Annotated in this window: 2 protein-coding genes; both read left to right on the plus strand. The window is 58.6% G+C overall.

The window, feature by feature from the left end; genetic code table 11:
• The first annotated feature begins 300 nt into the window (after positions 1–300).
• Positions 301–1,839 carry a trimethylamine methyltransferase family protein gene (locus NKH67_RS33885; RefSeq protein ID WP_353033084.1) on the plus strand — a complete coding sequence of 513 codons (1,539 nt, stop codon included), beginning with the start codon at positions 301–303 and terminating at the stop codon, positions 1,837–1,839.
• A gap of 216 nt (positions 1,840–2,055) precedes the next feature.
• On the plus strand, positions 2,056–2,524 hold a 469-nt coding region (locus NKH67_RS33890; protein ID WP_353033082.1), incomplete at its 3' end, for a B12-binding domain-containing protein.

Raw genomic sequence — 2,524 nt, forward strand, 5'->3', positions numbered from 1 at the left:
GGCCAGCGACGACGTCAGCAGGAACAAGCGATGCAAGATATTGGTCGACTGGTTCCTCGCCCAGTCCGAAGAACTCCGCCAGTGACTTTTTGAGCCGGCTGATGCCGCTGACTCACGTGATCCAGCTTGTATGCGGCTGGCTGGATATAAACTGAGTTTAGCGCCAGCGAAAACTTTTAGGTATTCTCATAGCGCCGATTGGTCCCTAGCATAAATCTCATGGTGAATAAGGCCGCCCATTTCAGGCGGCAAGTTCGATCAGTCGACCGCTGATATTCCGGCACCGCAGGTGAGGCTATGATGGACGCAGATACTCCTACAATTCGACGCCGCGGGGGCCGATCGTCTGTGGTAGCAGCGCGGGAAGCCGAGAAAAGGCCACGCGTTTCCACCATTAAGTACGGCATTCGGCCCGTAGAGGTCGTGTCTCCGGAACAGTTGGAGCGCATTCACCAAGCATCCCTAGCGATCTTGCGCGAGATCGGCATCGAATTCAGGGACGAGACGGCGATCAGGCAGTGGAAGGAGGCTGGGGCCGATGTCAAGGAGCATCGCGTCCGCCTCGAAGGCGAGATGGTCATGAACCTTCTCGCCAAGGCGCCCTCCCGCTTCGAGATGACATCCCGCGATCCATCACAGCGCTTCGAGATCGCGCTTGATACGATGACATTCGGAGCGATGCAGGGTGCACCAAATGTCCGCGACCTTCAGGGCGTCCGCCGCGCATCGACGATCGCGGACCTGCGCGATATGAACCGGCTCACGCAGATGCTGCCGGGCTTCCACATCGCCGGAGGGTTTACCTGCGAGCCAACCGACATTGCAGTGCCTTGGCGTCACCTGCACATCAATCATTCAAGCCTGGTTGAAACGAACATGCCGTTCTTCGGCCTTACGACCGGGAGGGAGCGAGCCGAGGATTCTATTGCGATGGGGCGCATCGTTCACGGCAAAGAATTCATGGACCAAAATGCTGTAATGATGGGGCACGTGTCGGGAAATTCGCCCTTGGTCTGGGACTCAACCATGCTCGAGGGCCTCCGAGCTTTCGTCGAGGCGAACCAGGTTGTCCTGCTCTCGCCCTTCGTCCTCGGCGCAGCTAACACTCCCGCTGATGTCCCGGCCACCATTGCGCAGTTGAACGCAGAAGCGCTCGCCGCGCTCGCGTATACGCAACTGGTGAGACCCGGCGCGAAAATGATCTACGGCCAATACTCGGTCTCGGTGTCGATGCGCAGCGGTGCCCCCATGTCCGGGATGCCTGAGGTCACTTTGCTCAACGCCGTCATTGGTCAACTGGCGAGGCGGTACGGTGTCCCGTGGCGAACCACTGCGTCCCAGTCGTCCGCCAAGACCTTCGATGCGCAGTCCGGGTATGAGTCGGCGATCGCCTATATGTCGGGCGCCAGCGCCTGCGCGAATCTCATGATGCATGCGGGCGGCTGGGACGAGGCCGGCCTCGTGTGCTGCATGGCCAAGTTCGTTGCTGACGCGGAGCAGAACCTGCTGATCGAAAAATATGCGAAAGGAATATCCTTCGAGCATTTCGAAGACGCTCTCGCGGCGGTCCGACGGATCGGGCCCGGTGGGCACTATCTCGGCGACTCCTTCACGCTTAAGCGGTTCAAGGACGCTTTCATCGCGCCCGAGATCCTGGACTACCTCAGCTACGAGCAGTGGAAAGTCAAGGGATCGAAAGATATGGCGCAACGCTGTCGCGAGAAAGCTGAATCAATCATCGCCAGTTACGAACAGCCGTCTCTGGATTTGGCCTTGCGAGAAGAACTCGATGCATTCGTCGCCAAGCGTCAGGAGGAAATCTCCCCAAGCATTGCCTAGGCTGCGATGCAGATCACTTGAACTGGAGAGAAGAACAAAGAGCGACGGGGTGTAACGCACCTAAGCAGAATTACGCAATTCAGCAGACCCACCAGATGGTTTACAGAAGGTCTGGCTGGCAGCCGGAGCAACTCCCAAGGCTTCGCCCGAAGCCTGGTCGGCGCCGCATCGAGCATGGGGCGCCGACCTCCCTGAAATCAAGGATTGAGACCCGACATGGCTGATGAAGAGATCAATCTTTCCGAGCTTTCCGATGAGGAACTTGTGCAACAGATGCACGACGACCTCTATGACGGGCTGAAGGAAGAAATCGAGCAGGGCACGCATATTCTCCTCGATCGCGGCTGGACCCCTTACACGGTGCTGACCGAGGCGCTGGTCGAGGGCATGCGCATCGTCGGCGAGGATTTTCGCGATGGCATCCTGTTCGTTCCTGAGGTGCTTCTGTCCGCCAACGCCATGAAGGCGGGAATGTTCATCCTGCGCCCGCTGCTGATCGCGACCGGAGCGCCTAAGCAGGGCAAGATGGTGATCGGCACCGTCAAGGGCGACATCCACGACATCGGCAAGAACCTCGTCGGCATGATGATGGAGGGCGCCGGCTTCGAGATCATTGACCTTGGGATCAACAACCCAGTCGAAAAGTACATGGCGGCCTTGGAGGAGCATCAGCCCGACATCATTG

Origin of the sequence: Mesorhizobium sp. M0968 (genome assembly GCF_040319065.1) — a bacterium.
Lineage (GTDB): Bacteria > Pseudomonadota > Alphaproteobacteria > Rhizobiales > Rhizobiaceae > Mesorhizobium.

Excerpts from the sequence above, each read along its gene's own strand:
- NKH67_RS33885 (WP_353033084.1), top strand. The coding sequence starts at position 301 with ATGGACGCAGATACTCCTACAATTCGACGCCGCGGGGGCCGATCGTCT.